16 protein-coding genes and 2 pseudogenes are annotated in these 13,929 nt (G+C 66.5%); 4 read left to right on the top strand and 14 right to left on the bottom strand.

The annotated features are described in order from the left end of the window. From G3N98_RS34395 to G3N98_RS40025, 4 genes and pseudogenes are all read right to left on the bottom strand, one after another. Positions 1–268 (bottom strand): annotated as a pseudogene (locus G3N98_RS34395) (aspartate aminotransferase family protein); the annotation flags it as partial. A 37-nt stretch (positions 269–305) separates the two neighbouring features. After that, on the bottom strand, positions 306–1,643 hold the full coding sequence (locus G3N98_RS34390; protein WP_089426495.1) for a glutamine synthetase family protein: 1,338 nt from the start codon (positions 1,641–1,643) through the stop codon (positions 306–308). Between the two features lie 27 nt (positions 1,644–1,670). Continuing rightward, positions 1,671–2,459: a gamma-glutamyl-gamma-aminobutyrate hydrolase family protein gene (locus G3N98_RS34385; RefSeq protein ID WP_206150638.1), complete on the bottom strand. Its 789-nt coding sequence runs from the start codon at positions 2,457–2,459 to the stop codon at positions 1,671–1,673. Between the two features lie 283 nt (positions 2,460–2,742). Further along, a complete protein-coding gene (locus G3N98_RS40025) occupies positions 2,743–2,928 on the bottom strand; it encodes a hypothetical protein (RefSeq protein WP_043184603.1) in 186 nt (61 codons plus the stop codon). Between the two features lie 455 nt (positions 2,929–3,383). Here G3N98_RS40025 and G3N98_RS34380 point away from each other — a divergent pair, with 455 nt between their 5' ends. Beyond that, positions 3,384–3,935, top strand: coding sequence for a cupin domain-containing protein (locus G3N98_RS34380; RefSeq protein WP_089426670.1), 552 nt, complete (start codon positions 3,384–3,386; stop codon positions 3,933–3,935). Between the two features lie 96 nt (positions 3,936–4,031). Further along, positions 4,032–5,522, top strand: a complete 1,491-nt coding sequence (locus tag G3N98_RS34375) for an aldehyde dehydrogenase (protein ID WP_206150637.1) — start codon at positions 4,032–4,034, stop codon at positions 5,520–5,522. A 64-nt stretch (positions 5,523–5,586) separates the two neighbouring features. Here G3N98_RS34375 and G3N98_RS34370 read toward each other — a convergent pair whose 3' ends face one another. Beyond that, positions 5,587–5,787, bottom strand: coding sequence for a heavy-metal-associated domain-containing protein (locus tag G3N98_RS34370; protein ID WP_011353438.1), 201 nt, complete (start codon positions 5,785–5,787; stop codon positions 5,587–5,589). A 349-nt stretch (positions 5,788–6,136) separates the two neighbouring features. On the opposite strand from G3N98_RS34370, the gene G3N98_RS34365 reads away from it, so the two are divergent. Then, positions 6,137–6,469, top strand: a complete 333-nt coding sequence (locus G3N98_RS34365) for a cupredoxin domain-containing protein (RefSeq protein WP_011353437.1) — start codon at positions 6,137–6,139, stop codon at positions 6,467–6,469. A 12-nt stretch (positions 6,470–6,481) separates the two neighbouring features. Beyond that, the gene (locus G3N98_RS34360) at positions 6,482–7,318 is read left to right on the top strand and encodes an FTR1 family protein (RefSeq protein WP_089426492.1); all 837 of its coding nucleotides are present in this window, start codon (positions 6,482–6,484) and stop codon (positions 7,316–7,318) included. Positions 7,319–7,405: 87 nt separating this feature from the next. Here G3N98_RS34360 and G3N98_RS34355 read toward each other — a convergent pair whose 3' ends face one another. The 9 genes and pseudogenes from G3N98_RS34355 to G3N98_RS34315 all read right to left on the bottom strand — a co-directional run. Next, positions 7,406–7,624 carry a hypothetical protein gene (locus G3N98_RS34355; protein WP_021162109.1) on the bottom strand — a complete coding sequence of 73 codons (219 nt, stop codon included), beginning with the start codon at positions 7,622–7,624 and terminating at the stop codon, positions 7,406–7,408. Beyond that, positions 7,624–8,085 (bottom strand): hypothetical protein, encoded by a 462-nt coding sequence (locus G3N98_RS34350; protein ID WP_206150636.1) that lies wholly within the window; start codon positions 8,083–8,085, stop codon positions 7,624–7,626. The genes G3N98_RS34355 and G3N98_RS34350 overlap by 1 nt, the downstream gene beginning before the upstream one ends. A gap of 67 nt (positions 8,086–8,152) precedes the next feature. Next, positions 8,153–8,473, bottom strand: a complete 321-nt coding sequence (locus G3N98_RS34345) for a DNA-binding transcriptional regulator (protein WP_011353433.1) — start codon at positions 8,471–8,473, stop codon at positions 8,153–8,155. Continuing rightward, complete coding sequence (locus G3N98_RS34340; protein WP_206150635.1) at positions 8,466–8,831, bottom strand: type II toxin-antitoxin system RelE/ParE family toxin; 366 nt, start codon at positions 8,829–8,831, stop codon at positions 8,466–8,468. Before G3N98_RS34340 ends, G3N98_RS34345 begins: the two co-directional genes overlap by 8 nt. 129 nt (positions 8,832–8,960) lie before the next feature. After that, positions 8,961–10,778, bottom strand: coding sequence for a glutamine--fructose-6-phosphate transaminase (isomerizing) (glmS, locus tag G3N98_RS34335; RefSeq protein WP_206150634.1), 1,818 nt, complete (start codon positions 10,776–10,778; stop codon positions 8,961–8,963). A gap of 55 nt (positions 10,779–10,833) precedes the next feature. After that, on the bottom strand, positions 10,834–12,195 hold the full coding sequence (gene glmU / locus G3N98_RS34330) for a bifunctional UDP-N-acetylglucosamine diphosphorylase/glucosamine-1-phosphate N-acetyltransferase GlmU (RefSeq protein WP_089473671.1): 1,362 nt from the start codon (positions 12,193–12,195) through the stop codon (positions 10,834–10,836). Between the two features lie 134 nt (positions 12,196–12,329). Beyond that, complete coding sequence (gene ttcA, locus G3N98_RS34325) at positions 12,330–13,325, bottom strand: tRNA 2-thiocytidine(32) synthetase TtcA (RefSeq protein ID WP_046544270.1); 996 nt, start codon at positions 13,323–13,325, stop codon at positions 12,330–12,332. Further along, a complete protein-coding gene (locus tag G3N98_RS34320; protein ID WP_206150633.1) occupies positions 13,322–13,726 on the bottom strand; it encodes a dihydroneopterin aldolase in 405 nt (134 codons plus the stop codon). The genes ttcA and G3N98_RS34320 overlap by 4 nt, the downstream gene beginning before the upstream one ends. 79 nt (positions 13,727–13,805) lie before the next feature. Beyond that, positions 13,806–13,929, bottom strand: a pseudogene (locus G3N98_RS34315) (short-chain dehydrogenase); the annotation flags it as partial.

Genomic DNA, 13,929 nt, shown 5'->3' with positions numbered 1-13,929 from the left:
CGTAGCCGACGTTCACGCACCAGAGGCCGGCCATCCCGTCGATCACCTTGTTGCCGTCCGAGTCCCACAGGTAGACGCCGTCGGCCTTCACGATCACGCGGCTGCCTGCACGGTTCAGCGCGCCCATGTCGGAGAACGGGTGGATGTGGTGCGCGGCGTCGAGCGCGCGGTATTCGGCGGTCGTGCGCGCCTGCGTCGCGCGCGGTGCGGCGGCCGTGGCGCTCGGTGCGGCCGGCTGGATCCAGGCAGATTCGTTGCGGTACGTCATGTTTCCTCCGTGATTCCGTATTCGGTCGAGTGCACGCTCAGACGTGCAGCAGCAGATGGCGGCGTTCCCACGAGCTGATCACGCGGAAGAACGCTTCGTATTCGGTTTCCTTCAGCGCGAAATACGCCTTCAGGAACTTGTGGCCGAGGATCTCGCCGAGCGGCTCGCAGGCGGCCATCAGCGTCAGTCCTTCCTCGAGGTTGCGCGGCAGCTGGTACGGCAGGTCGTAGCCGTCGCTGACGAGCGGCTCGGTCGGCTCCAGGCGCTGCGTCATGCCGAGATAGCCGGCCGCGAGCGTCGCGGCGAGCGCGAGGTACGGGTTGCAGTCGACGCCCGGGATGCGGTTCTCGATGCGGCGTGCCGACGGGCCCGAGTGCGGGATGCGGAAGCCGACCGTGCGGTTGTCGTAGCCCCACTGCACGTTGATCGGCGCGGCCATGAAGCGCGACAGGCGGCGATACGAGTTGATGTACGGCGCGAAGATCGGCATCAGCGCCGGCGTGTACTTCTGCAGCCCCGCGAGGAAGTTGTAGAACATCGACGTCGCGCCGCCGGTTTCCGGTGACGTGAACAGGTTCTGGCCCGTTTCCTCGTCGACGATGCTCTGGTGCACGTGCATCGCCGAGCCCGGTTCGTCTTCCATCGGCTTGGCCATGAACGTCGCGTACATGTTGTGACGCAGCGCGGCCTCGCGCACCGTGCGCTTGAACAGGAACACCTGGTCGGCCAGCGACAGCGCGTCGCCGTGCATGAAGTTGATCTCCATCTGCGCGGCGCCGACTTCGTGGATCAGCGTGTCGATGTCGAGGTTCTGCGCTTCGCAGTACTCGTAGATGTCCTCGAACAGCGGGTCGAACTCGTTGACGGCCTCGATCGAATACGACTGGCGGCCCGTTTCGGGGCGGCCCGTACGGCCGACCGGCGGCCGCAGCGGCAGGTCGGGGTCCTTGTTCATGTCGACCAGGTAGAACTCGAGTTCCGGCGCGACGACGGGCTTCCAGCCCTTCGCCTTGTACAGGTCGAGCACGCGGCGCAGCACGTAGCGCGGCGAGATCTCGACCGGCGAGCCGTCGAAGTGCACGCAGTCGTGGATCACCTGCGCGGTCGGGTCGACGGCCCACGGAATCAGGCGGATCGTCGACGTGTCGGGCACGCACACCATGTCGGGGTCGGTCACGCCGGTCAGCGAGCCGTCTTCCGGATATTCGCCGGTGACGGTCTGCACCATCACGGCCTGCGGCAGGCGCATCGATTCGCCGGACGTGAACTTGTTGCGCGGCGTGATCTTGCCGCGCGCGATACCGGCCATGTCGGGAATGATCGCTTCGATCTCGGTGATCCGGTGCTGCTTCAGAAAGTCTTCGATGTCTTGCATGTCTGTTCTCGTTGGTTTGGTCGGCGCTCAAGCGAGCGCGGCGGCGGCCATGGCGCGCGTGCGGGCAGCGCGGCGGGCGCGGCAGGCATCGCCGAAGGCGCGGAAGATCGCGCTCGACAGCGGGTCCTGCGCATGGCGCCATTCCGGATGCCACTGCACGGCGAGGGCGAAGGCCGGTGCATCGACGACGCTCACGGCTTCGATCAGGCCGTCCGGCGCGACGGCCTCGACGGCGAGGCCGGAGCCGAGCTGCGCGATGCCCTGCTTGTGCAGCGAGTTCACGTGCACCTCGTCGCGGCCGCCGGCGAGCGCGTGCAGCGTGCCGCCGGGCGTCAGGCGCACGACGTGCGCGGGGCCGTACTGCGTCTCCATCGGCGCGTCGTCGTCCTCGCGGTGATCGGCGAGGCCCGGCACTTCGTGCACGCGCTGGTGCAGCGTGCCGCCGCAGACGACGTTCAGTTCCTGGAAGCCGCGGCAGACGGCCAGCACCGGCACGCCCGCGGCGATCGCCGCGCGCAGCAGCGGCAGCGTGGTCGCGTCGCGGGCCGGGTCGTGCTTCGTGCCCGGTGCGCTCGGTTCGCCGCCATACAGGTGCGGCTCGACGTTCGAGTAGCTGCCGGTAAACAGCAGGCCGTCGACCGTGTCGAGTACGTCGTCGACCGACTGGCGCTCGCCGAGCGCGGGCAGCACCATCGCGAACGCCCGCGCGCCGTCGACGATCGCGGCGACGTATTTGTCGCCGACCGTATGCGACGCATGCGCGCCGATTTGCGTGTGGTCGGCGGTGATGCCGACGAGAGGTTTCCTTCTATCCATGACGTCAATCAGTTATCCGGAGGGTTGTTGCGTCTTGCTTGCCGGATGTGGCGAAACGCCGGCGTGCAACAGCCCCGCAGCCTTGCGCGAGAGGCAGGGCCGCTGGTGAATGGGCGCAACGGGATGGCGTGGCGATCCGCGCTGCGCGCGACGATCAGGCCGTCGTTCGTTTCATTGCGACACGCGACGCGGCAATGCATGCGCGAACGCGTTCCGTCACCGCACGGACGATGCGGTTGGCGAATCAGCAGGTGAAACGAACGACGTAAAGAAAGGAGAGGCGCTACGGCAGCAGCGACGCCACTTCGTCGGTATCGACGGCGACGAATGCGCGTGCGGAAACGGCGTTGTGACGCCGAACGGAACGACGGGACAGGATGGTGTAGATCGACAGGTGAAGCAGGCGAGGACTATGCCAGCCGCAACTGCCGTCGTCGGAAGCGGACGCCGCGCTGCGCAAACTTCGCACATCGCCTCGATCCCACCTCACCAGAGGGCCACGGACTCTCACGATTACACTCGACTGGGTTGTTGAAAGTATTGAACACCTGACCGTTTCGACGCGCGGGGCGTTTAAAATAATCAAGGCGCCGGTTACGCGTTATTTACATTGATGGGCATCAATTTTTGCGTTGCAATAACGTTTTTTGCTGCCGATGAATGCTTGATGACGCTAACCTGAGAGCCAGCATATACGAGCCAAAAACGGCGTCAAATGTTTTTTAACGGTGCTGTATCAGGGCTTTCCCGAGCAGTGCGAACAAAAGATTCGCAAAAGGAATAATCGACGGGGTGTTCATTATTTCGAACGCCTTTCAGGGTTTTCCCCGCTGATGTGCGGCATAAAGTGATTAGAATATTCAACGGCTGTCCACCGCGTCGTTTCACTTTGTCATCGCACTTATCGTGTCCGAAACCGAATCGATGTCCACCGAAGTCGCCGAGCGCCTGCGTTTCGTGCGCAACAAGCATGGCCTGTCGCAGCGCGAACTCGCGAAGCGGGCCGGCGTGACCAACGGCACGATCTCGCTGATCGAACAGGGCCGCGTGAGCCCGTCGGTCGGCTCGTTGAAGAAGCTGCTCGAATGCATCCCGATGAGTCTCGCGGAGTTCTTCACGTTCGAGCTCGTCGAATCGCGCTCGGTCGTGTCGCGTCGCGACGAGATGCCGAACCTCGGCAACGACACGCTCGCGTTTCATCTGGTCGGCGCGAGCATGAAGGATCGCAACATGTGCATCCTGCGCGAGATCTACCAGCCGCAGGCCGATACGGGGCCCGAGATGCTCGTGCACGCGGGGCACGAGGGCGGGGTCGTCGTGTCGGGCCGGCTCGAGCTGACCGTCGACGGCGCGACGTGGCTGCTCGACCCCGGAGACGGCTACTACTTCGAAAGCCGTTTGCCGCACCGTTTTCGCAATCCCAGCGCGGATCTGATCTGCGAGGTCGTCTCGGCCAATTCGCCGGCGACCTTCTGAGCTCCCCCCGCGCGTCACTGCATTCGCTGCCGGCCGGCTGCGCGTCATGCGCAGCGGCGTGCCGCATCGCGAATGCCAAAAAACTGAGGCATCCTGATGAACAAGTTGACTTTGGCTGACTGGCAGGACAAGGCGGCGTCGCTCGAGATCGAAGGGCGCGCATTCATCGACGGCGCGTCGCGCGACGCGCACGGCGGCAAGACGTTCGACTGCGTGAGCCCGATCGACGGCCGCGTGCTCGTGAAGGTCGCCGATTGCGGCGAAGCCGACGTGAACGCGGCTGTTGCCGCCGCGCGCCGCGCGTTCGACGCGGGCGTGTGGGCCGGCCTGAACCCGCGTGCGCGCAAGGCCGTGCTGCTGCGCTGGGCCGCGCTGATGCGCGAGCATCTCGACGAGCTGTCACTGCTCGAAACGCTCGACGCCGGCAAGCCGATCGGCGACACGACGACGGTCGACGTGCCGGGCGCCGCGTACTGCGTCGAATGGTTTGCGGAAGCGATCGACAAGGTGGGCGGCGAGGTTGCGCCGGCCGATCATCATCTCGTCGGTCTCGTCACGCGTGAGCCGGTCGGCGTGGTGGCCGCCGTCGTGCCGTGGAACTTCCCGATCCTGATGGCCGCGTGGAAATTCGGTCCCGCGCTCGCGGCCGGCAACAGCGTCGTGCTGAAGCCGTCGGAAAAATCGCCGCTGACCGCGATCCGTGTCGCGCAACTCGCGGTTGAGGCCGGCATTCCCGCCGGCGTGTTCAACGTCGTGCCTGGCGCGGGCGAGCCGGGCAAGCTGCTCGCGCTGCATCGCGACGTCGACTGCATCGCGTTCACGGGCTCGACGGCGGTCGGCAAGCTGATCATGCAGTACGCCGCGCAGTCGAACCTGAAGCGCGCGTGGCTCGAACTCGGCGGCAAGTCGCCGAACATCGTGCTGCCCGATTGTCCCGATCTCGACCGCGCGGCGCAGGCGGCTGCCGGCGCGATCTTCTACAACATGGGCGAGATGTGCACGGCAGGCTCGCGCCTGCTCGTGCATCGCGACATCAAGGACGCGTTCATCGAGAAGCTCGTCGCGGCCGCACGCGCGTACGTGCCCGGCAATCCGCTCGATCCGTCGGTGTCGATGGGCGCGATCGTCGACGGCATCCAGCTCGAGCGCGTGCTCGGCTATATCGAGGCCGGTCGCAGCGAAGGCCGGCTCGTCACGGGTGGTGCGCGCGTGAAAGCGGAAACGGGCGGCTTCTACGTGGAGCCGACGGTGTTCGAGGTGAAGCCCGACGCGAAGATCGCGCGCGAGGAGATCTTCGGGCCCGTGCTGTCGGTGATCGTGTTCGACGATGTCGACGAAGCGGTGCGGATCGCGAACGACACCGAATACGGGCTGGCAGCGGCCGTGTGGACGTCGAACCTGACGACCGCGCACGACGTGTCGCGCCGGCTGCGTGCGGGCACCGTCTGGGTGAACTGCTACGACGAGGGCGGCGACATGAACTTCCCGTTCGGCGGCTACAAGCAGTCGGGCAACGGCCGCGACAAGTCGCTGCATGCGCTCGAGAAATACACCGAGCTGAAATCGACGCTGATCCGGCTGCGCTGACGCGCAATCGGGCGCGGGCGCAGCGCCGGTCGGCGGTGTGCCCGCGGTTCGCAGGGTGCGGACGTTATGCGGCGCGCAGCGCGGGGTGGAAGCCGGCGGCTTCGATGATCGACTGCACGCGCTCGGCGCCTTGCGCCGATTCGACCTTGACGATCTTCGCCGCGACGTCGATGTCGAGCTTCGCGGCGGGATCGGCGGCCGTTACCGCGCGCGTGATGGCGTTGGCGCAGCCGCCGCAGGTCATGTCCTGGACTTCGAATTCCATCGTGTTCTCCTGAGTTGACGATTGACAAGCATCGACAGCATGAAGCTTGCCACGGTGGGAAGGTCAAGCGTACGCGTGTTGCGGCAAATCCGTGTCGCGGCGTCGCTGCAGCGACAGACGATTGTAAACGTGAAGTCTGACGAATTGCGGTCGCGCCTTTGACGTCATTCGGAATTTATCCCGATTGACGGCGAAGCGTTCCGGGCGCGGCGGGGCGGATGCCTTGCCGGGCAACGCGCGACGGCGATCCATGAAGCGGGATCACCATGTCGCCAGTAAGGGTACGCGAGTTGAAAATGCGAATCGATCTTAGTATCGGTTCCCTTCGATATTTCAATTCGTTACCCTCATGAACCGTTTTGCTTTCGGCTTCGCGCTGGCCCTGCTGGGCGCATCGGCCACGTCCGCATTCGCGGCCGACGATGTCGTCAACCTGACCCTGAAGGACCACAAGTTTTCGCCTGATGGCGTGACGATCCCGGCCGGCAAGAAGGTGAAGTTCGTCGTGAAGAACCTCGACGCGACGCCTGCCGAATTCGAGAGCGACGACTTCAAGGCGGAGAAGGTCGTGCCCGCCGGCAAGTCGGTGGAGATCCTGGTCGGGCCGCTGAAGGCCGGCACGTACGAATTCCACGACGAGTATCACGAAGCGCAGTCGAAGACGCACCTCACCGTCAAGTAAGCCCATATCGCCATGTTGTCTACTGCCCTGATCGTCTTTCGTGAAGTGCTCGAGGCCGCGCTGGTGGTGTCGATCGTGATGGCCGCCACCAAGGGCGTGCCGCGGCGCGGCTGGTGGGTCGGCGGCGGGCTGGCGGGCGGCGTGATCGGCGCCGGCCTGATCGCCGCGTTCGCCGACGGGATCTCGCAGTGGGCGTCCGGCATGGGGCAGGAAGTCTTCAATGCGGGCGTGATGTTCGTCGCGACGCTGATGCTCGCGTGGCACAGCATCTGGATGAGCCGGCACGGCCGCGAGATGGCGATGCAGATGACCGCGGTCGGGCGCGCCGTCGCGGACGGCAGCAAGCCGCTGACGGGGCTGGCGATCGTGGTCGGCGTCGCGGTATTGCGCGAAGGCTCCGAGGCCGTGCTGTTCCTGTACGGCATCGCGGCGGGCGATCCGGGGCAGACGCCGCAGATGATCGTCGGCGGGCTGCTGGGTGTGCTGGGCGGCGCCGGGCTCGGCTACGGGATGTATGCGGGTCTGCTGCAGATTCCGCTGAAGCGCCTGTTCTCCGTCACCAACTGGCTGATCGTGCTGCTCGCGGCGGGGATGGCCAGCCAGTGCGTCGGCTTCCTGCTCTCGGCGGGCCTCGTGCCGTCGTGGGGCGATACGATCTGGGATACGTCGTGGCTGCTCAAGGATTCGAGCCTCGTCGGCAAGGCGCTGCATGCGCTGATCGGCTATACCGCGCGTCCGGCGGGGATCCAGATCGTCGCGTACCTCGCGACACTGGCCACGATCGTCGGGCTGGCACGGCTCGTCGGCCGGCCGCAGACGGCAATGCGGCCGCCACGGCCTGCAGCCTGAGTTGTTCGGGGTCGACGAGGAAAGGGGCGTCCATGACGCCCCTTTTTTCATGTGCGGAGTGCGGCCGGCGCGATGCGCGGCGCTGGCTCAGCGGTGGCTGTCGATCCAGGCGCGGGCCCATTCGAGCCCTGCTTCGCGCGCGTCGTCCTCGGTGTCGAACACACCGAGCACGCCGGACGCCTCGACCAGCTTGTTGTTCTGCGTGATCGTGCCGCTCGCCGCGAAGCGCTCGGGTTGCAGGATCTCGTCCTGCTGCAGGATCGCGTGGCCCCAGATCTGGTAGCCGTGGTAGGTTTGCGCTTCCATTATCGAGTCACCTCCGCGGCGCGGCCGTGCGTGCCGACCTGCAGCACGTTGCCGTCCGGCGTGTATTGACGCGGGATGTTGGAGTAATTCAGTGCGTGCGGCGCATCGGGCGCAGCCGGCTGCATCACCGTCAGGCGTCCCGGTGCGGGCTGCGCAACGGGGCGCGGAGCGGCCGGCGTCCCGGCCGCGGGCGGGCGATGCGAATCGGCTTTCACCGCCTGCGCGACGCGGCGCTTGTGCGGCTTCGCCGCGGCTTTCGGGGTGGCGTTCGCGTGCTTCTCCGCGCTCTTGCCGGTGCGCGTGTCGGCGCCCGTGTGCGTGGCCGGCGTACGGACTTCCGGCGCATGGGCTGCCGGCTTCCGCGCCTCGGGCGGGTTCCAGACCTCGACGTAATGCTCGGCGGCCCAGCCCGTCGACGCGAACGTCAGCGCCAGCACACCGCATCCAATCAGTCTTACCATTGTCTCTCCGTCATATTCCTTGCGACCCGCGTTCAGCCGGCCGTGCATGCGCATTCAGGGCAGTGGCTCAGGAGAACACCTCGAGCCCGTGCTTCTCGACGATCTGCAGCATCCGGGCCGCGATGCCGCTCGGCCGCTTGTCGCCCTGTTCCCATTGGCGGATCGTCGAAGCCGTCGTGTTCAGGTAGAGCGCGAACACGCTCTGGCTGACGTTGACGGATTTGCGGATGCGGGCGATTGCCTCGGGGTCGAACTGCGGCGCGGCTTCGATGCAGAGATCGTCGTATTCGCGCATCGTCTTCTTGTCGATCAGCTTGGCGCGATAGAGGCCCGACGCGGCGCTGTGAATCGCCTCCGTCGCATCGCTCTTGAATCGACTCTTAGCCATTGCAAATCTCCACAAGCTCTTTCAGGGCGATCAGCGTCGCGACCTCGGTGTCGCTGCGGCGCCCGATATCCGCGGCGAGCTTTCTGAAGGCGCGCAGTTCGCGTTCGTCGATGTCGTCCCGATCGCGTTTCGCGAACAGGAACACGAACACCCACGCTCGCCCGACCTTGCTCAGCACGATCCCGCGCTGCCGATTGCCGTCCAGGCGCTTTTTCCAGACGTTGCCGCCGAGCTCGATGCCCTGGCCGCGTGCCAGTTCCTGCGCGGCACGGCAGAGTTCGGCATCGGCGATGCCTGATTTTCTCGCTGCCTTGTGAAACCACTTCGTCTTGAAGACGCGTCGTACGGAAGCAGGCATGTCGGGTCGGTCGAGTTTGCACAGGATTATATACCACTAAGTGGTATAAATCTCGACCTGGCCGAATGGCCTGCTTCACGCCGGACCGCGCCCGGGACGGCCCTGCGGAGGCCATCCCGGCTTCCCGCCTTATTCCACCGTCACCGATTTCGCGAGGTTCCGCGGCTTGTCGACGTCGGTGCCGCGTGCGCACGCGGTGTGATACGCGAGCAATTGCAGCGGCACGACGTGCAGGATCGGCGACAGTTGCCCGTAGTGCTCCGGCATCCGGATCACGTGCAGGCCGTCGTCGTTGACGATCTGCGTGTCGGCATCGGCGAACACGTACAGCTCGCCGCCGCGCGCACGCACTTCCTGCATGTTCGACTTCAGCTTCTCGAGCAGCGTGTCGTTCGGCGCGACCGTGACGACCGGCATCGCTTCCGTGACGAGCGCGAGCGGCCCGTGCTTCAGTTCGCCGGCCGGATAGGCCTCGGCGTGGATGTACGAGATTTCCTTCAGCTTCAGCGCGCCTTCGAGCGCGATCGGGTAGTGCAGCCCGCGGCCGAGGAACAGCGCGTTTTCCTTGCGCGCGAATTCCTCCGACCACGCGATGATCTGCGGCTCCAGCGCGAGCACGCTGTTCAGCGCGGCGGGCAGGTGGCGCAGCTGCTTCAGGAATTCAGCTTCCTGCGCGGCATCGACGTGCCCGCGCAGCTTGCCGAGCGTGGCCGCCAGCACGAACAGCGCGACGAGCTGCGTCGTGAACGCCTTCGTCGACGCGACGCCGATCTCGGTGCCTGCGTGCGTCAGGAACTGCATTTCGGTGAGGCGCACCATCGCGCTCGTCGCGACGTTGCAGACCGCGAGCGTATGCGTATGGCCGAGCGACTGCGCGTGCTTGAGCGCGGCGAGCGTGTCGGCGGTCTCGCCCGACTGCGAGATCACCAGCACGAGCTGGCGCGGGTTCGGCACCGATTCGCGGTAGCGGTATTCGCTCGCGATCTCGACCTGGGTCGGGATCTTCGCGATCGATTCGAGCCAGTACTTCGCGGTCAGGCCCGAGTAGTAGCTCGTGCCGCACGCGAGGATCAGCAGGCTGTCGATGTCCGCGAACGCGGCGGGCGCGGCGTCACCGAACAGCGTCGCGTCGAATGCATCCGTCTGCGGCACGGTATCGCTGATCGCGCGCGGCTGCTCGAAGATTTCCTTCTGCATGAAGTGGCGATACGGCCCGAGTTCGACCGCGCCGCCGTAGGCGCTGACCACGCGGATCTCGCGCTGCACGGTGGCGCCGTTGCGGTCGACGATCTTCACGCCGTCGAGCGACAGCTCGCACACGTCGCCTTCCTCGAGGAACGTGAAGCGGTCGGTGCTGCCCGCGAGCGCGAGTGCGTCGGACGCGAGGAAGTTCTCGCCGTCGCCGTGGCCGACCACGAGCGGCGAACCCTGGCGCGCGCCGACGACGGTGTGCGGCTGGTCCTTGTGGATCACGGCGATCGCATACGCGCCGTGCAGCTGGCCGACCGCCTCGCGCACCGCGTCGAACAGGTTGCCGCGATACAGGCTGTGCACGAGGTGGGCGATCACTTCGGTGTCGGTCTGCGACACGAATTCGTAGCCCTTCGCGCGCAGCGCTTCGCGCAGCGATTCGAAGTTCTCGATGATGCCGTTGTGGACGAGTGCGAGCGCGTTCGACGAGAAGATCGGGTGCGCGTTGTGCGTGACGGGCGCGCCGTGCGTCGCCCAGCGCGTGTGCGCGACGCCGGTGGTGCCTTCGAGGTGCGATTCGCGCACCTGCGCGTCGAGATCGGCGACGCGTGCGACGCTGCGCGCGCGCTTCGGTGCGTCCGGCTCGAGCACGGCGACGCCGCACGAGTCGTAGCCACGGTATTCGAGGCGCCGCAATCCTTCGATCAGCACCGGAACGATATTACGCTGCGCAACTGCGCCGACAATGCCGCACATGAATGAGTGAGTCCTGTAAGTCGACGCGGACGCCGTCGGGGCGCCCGCAAAAGGTTCAGCTTTTCTTCTTGACCGGGCGGACGTAGCCGCTCTTCGCGGTCTGGGTCTTCTCGTTCAACGCGAGCAGGCCGTCGGCCACGTCCTTCCAGATCGTCGTGCCGGCGGCGATCGTCACGCCGCGGCCGACGCGCACGGGCGCGACGAGCTGCGTGTCGGAGCCGACGAACACGTCGTCCTCGATCACGGTGCGGAACTTGTTCGCGCCGTCGTAGTTGCAGGTGATCGTGCCCGCGCCGATGTTCACGCGCGCGCCGATGTCGGCGTCGCCGATGTACGTGAGGTGGTTCGCCTTCGAGCCGTGGCCGATCACCGCGTTCTTCACCTCGACGAAGTTGCCGACGTGCGCTTCGTCCGCGAGTTGCGCGCCGGGGCGCAGCCGCGCGTACGGGCCGATCACGGTGTGCGCGCCGAGCTCGGCGCCGTCGATGTGCGTGAACGCGTCGATGCGCGTGCCCGCGCCGACCGACGCGTTGCGGATCACGCAGTTCGCGCCGATCGTCACGTTGTCGGCGAGCGTCACGTTGCCTTCGAACACGCAGTTCACGTCGATCGACACGTCGCGCCCGCAGCGCAGCGTGCCGCGCACGTCGACGCGCGCCGGATCGGCGAGCGTGACGCCCGCGACGAGCAGTGCGTCGGCGATGTTGCGCTGGTGGATGCGTTCGAGCTCGGCGAGCTGCGCCTTGCTGTTCACGCCGAGCGTTTCCCATTCCTCGTCGGGCTGCGCGGTGACGACCTCGAAACCGGCCTCGATCGCCAGTTCGACGACGTCGGTCAGGTAGTACTCGCCCTGCGCGTTCTCGTTCTTCAGCGCGCCGAGCCACATCGACAGCTGGGCTGTGGGCGTGACGATGATGCCGGTGTTGATTTCGGCGATCTTCAGCTGTTCGGGCGATGCGTCCTTCTGTTCGACGATGCGCGTGACGAAGCCGGCCGCGTCGCGCACGATGCGGCCGTAGCCGGTCGGATCGTCGAGCGTGACCGTCAGAATTCCGTAGCGGCCCTCGCGCGCGGCATCGACGAGGCGCTGCAAGGTCGACGCGCGCGTGAGCGGCACGTCGCCGTACAGCACGAGCGTCGGTTGCGCGGGATCGAGGAGCGGCAGCGCCTGGCGCACCGCGTGGCCGGTGCCGAGCTGCTCGGCCTGCACCGCGAACTGGACGTCGGGCGCGGCGACGGCGGCCTGGACCTGCTCGGCGCCGTGACCGACGACGACGACGAGCCGGGACGGCTGCAGCGTGCGCGCGGTGTCGATGACGTGGGAGAGGAGCGGCCTGCCGGCCAGGGGATGAAGCACTTTCGGCAGCGCGGAACGCATGCGCTTGCCGGTGCCTGCCGCCAAAATCACGATATTCATGGCGCCAGCTGTAAGAGGAGTTCGAAGCCGCCTATTTTAGCATGCGGCCCCCGGCGTCCCGGGCCTGTCGCGGCGGGGCGACAGTGCCGGAAAGAGGACTTGCGGCCCCGTTCCGACAAGGGTTCCGGCCCCGCTTACAGGTCGTCGAACTGGACGATCGAGATCGGTTGGGCGCCGCCCGGCGCCGCGCTGTCGTCGCCCGACGCGCACGGTTCCTCGTCGAACGCGATGTCGCCCTGCGGATCGGCCTCGCCCGTCGCGCGCAGCGACTGGAACGGGTACAGCGTCGTGTCCATCAGGTGCGACGGCACGACCTTCGCGAGCGCGTTGAACATGTTCTCGACGCGGCCCGGGAAGCGCTTGTCCCATTCGCGGATCAGCGCCTTCATTTCCGCGCGCTTCAGGTTCGGCTGGCTGCCGCACAGGTTGCACGGGATGATCGGGAATTCGCGCAGCTCCGCGTATTTCTCCAGATCGGTTTCCTTCACGTACGCGAGCGGGCGGATCACGATGTTCTTGCCGTCGTCCGACTGCAGCTTCGGCGGCATCCCCTTCAGCTTGCCGCCGTAGAACATGTTGAGCAGCAGCGTCTGCACGATGTCGTCGCGGTGGTGGCCGAGCGCGATCTTGGTCGCGCCGAGCTCGCCGGCCACGCGGTACAGGATCCCGCGGCGCAGCCGCGAGCACAGCGAGCAGGTCGTCTTGCCCTCGGGCACGAGCCGCTTGACGATGCTGTAGGTGTCCTGGTTCTCGATGTGGAACGGCACGCCGACCTGTTTCAGGTATTCCGGCAGCACGTGCTCGGGGAAGCCCGGCTGCTTCTGGTCGAGGTTCACCGCGACGATGTCGAAATCGATCGGCGCGCGCTCGCGCAGGCGCAGCAGCACGTCGAGCATCGCATAGCTGTCCTTGCCGCCCGACAGGCACACCATGACCTTGTCGCCCTGCTCGATCATGTTGAAGTCGCCGATCGCCTGGCCGACCTGGCGCACGATCCGCTTGAACAGCTTGTTGTTCTCGTACGCGTCCTTCTGTTCGCGGCGCGTGAGCGCCGGGCGGCCGGCCGGGGCGGCGGGCGTGTCGAGGGTGGCGGCATCGGCCGCCGTGTCATTCATGTGGGGGGCGTTCATGCGCGCTCCTCGTCCTTGATGCGAAAGACTTCGACGCCGACGGCGTCGCAGTCCGGATAAGCGTCCGGTTTCTCGGTACGGACGCGTACCGCGCGCACGGCATCGTGCGCCAGCAGGCGCGCGGCGATCGCGTCGCACAGCGTTTCCTGCAGGTGGATGTGGCCGCGCGCCAGGCATTGCGTGACGCTCTGCTTCATCAGATCGTAGTCGACGATTTCATGCAGCCGGTCGTCGACCGGGGTGGACAGCGCGAGCGGCACGAACAGGTCGATATTGATGACGACGCGCTGCTCGCCGCGCTTCTCGTGTTCGAACGCACCGATGTTGATGTGCACTTCGTAGTCGCGCAGGTAGAGCCTGCGGCAGTCCGCGAGGCGGGGGTGCAGGAGAGCGGAAAACATGGTCGTCCCAGTCAAATTGGCGTGCGCGCACGCAAAGCGGCGCGGGCGGCGGCGCTCAGGCCGCGCGTTTCCGCGCAGTTCATTCATTCGGGCCGGCGGCGGGCGGCACGAGGTGCTCGCCGCCGTCGACGGTCAGCGTCGCGCCGGTGACGCCCGGCGCGCTCGCGAGATAGCAGGCGGCCGCCGCGATGTCGTCCGCGTGC

Origin of the sequence: Burkholderia sp. Tr-20390 (assembly GCF_017104595.1) — a bacterium.
Lineage (GTDB): Bacteria > Pseudomonadota > Gammaproteobacteria > Burkholderiales > Burkholderiaceae > Burkholderia.
Note: the sequence above shows the minus strand (reverse complement) of the source record. Positions and strands in the feature narration are given on the sequence as shown.

What these genes read in the sequence shown, in the direction of transcription:
- G3N98_RS34375 (WP_206150637.1), top strand. Translation starts at nt 4,032, where the DNA reads ATGAACAAGTTGACTTTGGCTGACTGGCAGGACAAGGCGGCGTCGCTC.
- G3N98_RS34355 (WP_021162109.1), bottom strand. Translation starts at nt 7,624, where the DNA reads ATGGAAGCGCAAACCTACCACGGCTACCAGATCTGGGGCCACGCGATC.
- G3N98_RS34385 (WP_206150638.1), bottom strand. Translation starts at nt 2,459, where the DNA reads ATGGATAGAAGGAAACCTCTCGTCGGCATCACCGCCGACCACACGCAA.
- G3N98_RS34365 (WP_011353437.1), top strand. Translation starts at nt 6,137, where the DNA reads ATGAACCGTTTTGCTTTCGGCTTCGCGCTGGCCCTGCTGGGCGCATCG.
- G3N98_RS34350 (WP_206150636.1), bottom strand. Translation starts at nt 8,085, where the DNA reads ATGGTAAGACTGATTGGATGCGGTGTGCTGGCGCTGACGTTCGCGTCG.
- G3N98_RS34390 (WP_089426495.1), bottom strand. Translation starts at nt 1,643, where the DNA reads ATGCAAGACATCGAAGACTTTCTGAAGCAGCACCGGATCACCGAGATC.
- G3N98_RS34340 (WP_206150635.1), bottom strand. Translation starts at nt 8,831, where the DNA reads ATGCCTGCTTCCGTACGACGCGTCTTCAAGACGAAGTGGTTTCACAAG.
- G3N98_RS34380 (WP_089426670.1), top strand. Translation starts at nt 3,384, where the DNA reads ATGTCCACCGAAGTCGCCGAGCGCCTGCGTTTCGTGCGCAACAAGCAT.
- glmU (WP_089473671.1), bottom strand. Translation starts at nt 12,195, where the DNA reads ATGAATATCGTGATTTTGGCGGCAGGCACCGGCAAGCGCATGCGTTCC.
- G3N98_RS34345 (WP_011353433.1), bottom strand. Translation starts at nt 8,473, where the DNA reads ATGGCTAAGAGTCGATTCAAGAGCGATGCGACGGAGGCGATTCACAGC.
- glmS (WP_206150634.1), bottom strand. Translation starts at nt 10,778, where the DNA reads ATGTGCGGCATTGTCGGCGCAGTTGCGCAGCGTAATATCGTTCCGGTG.
- G3N98_RS34320 (WP_206150633.1), bottom strand. Translation starts at nt 13,726, where the DNA reads ATGTTTTCCGCTCTCCTGCACCCCCGCCTCGCGGACTGCCGCAGGCTC.
- G3N98_RS34370 (WP_011353438.1), bottom strand. Translation starts at nt 5,787, where the DNA reads ATGGAATTCGAAGTCCAGGACATGACCTGCGGCGGCTGCGCCAACGCC.
- G3N98_RS34360 (WP_089426492.1), top strand. Translation starts at nt 6,482, where the DNA reads ATGTTGTCTACTGCCCTGATCGTCTTTCGTGAAGTGCTCGAGGCCGCG.
- ttcA (WP_046544270.1), bottom strand. Translation starts at nt 13,325, where the DNA reads ATGAACGCCCCCCACATGAATGACACGGCGGCCGATGCCGCCACCCTC.